The 505-nt window shown below is 47.5% G+C and carries 1 protein-coding gene; it reads right to left on the reverse strand.

Translation table 11 applies throughout. The features are described 5' to 3' along the window. Nucleotides 1-6: 6 nt before the first annotated feature. Nucleotides 7-505 (reverse strand): thiolase family protein (locus ABFX54_RS56795; RefSeq protein ID WP_487047347.1); only part of this gene is annotated, 499 nt, incomplete at its 5' end.

The following is a 505-nucleotide window of genomic DNA, read 5'->3' on the forward strand; positions in this document are numbered from 1 at the left end:
CTTCTTTTATACCTGAATGAGAATGGCATCTCCCTGAGCGGCTCCAGAGCATATGGCCGCAATACCTAAGCCTCCGCCACATCTTTTCAGCTCGTAAATCAAAGTCATTAAAATCCTCGCTCCACTAGCTCCTATCGGATGGCCTAAAGCTATCGCTCCTCCATTTACATTGAGCTTCTCATGTGGAATCCCTGCCAGTTCAGCACTTGTTAATGCTACAGCAGCAAACGCTTCATTGATTTCAAAAAGATCAATGTCACTGACCTGATATCCAGTCTGCTTCAGTAGCTTTTGAATAGCTAAGGCAGGAGTCTTAGCAAGATACGGGGCTTCCGCTCCAACGGCAGCATGGCCAAGAATCGTAGCAAGAGGCTGCTTGCCTTCCTTCTTTGCCCTCTCCTTACTCATCAGCATAAAGGCACCTGCTCCATCGTTAACACCTGGAGCATTTCCAGCTGTAATGCTTCCATCAGGTGTAAATACTGGCGGTAGCTTCGCAAGCTTT

The sequence above is a fragment of the Nonomuraea maheshkhaliensis genome, from assembly GCF_039529435.1.
GTDB lineage: Bacteria > Actinomycetota > Actinomycetes > Streptosporangiales > Streptosporangiaceae > Nonomuraea > Nonomuraea maheshkhaliensis.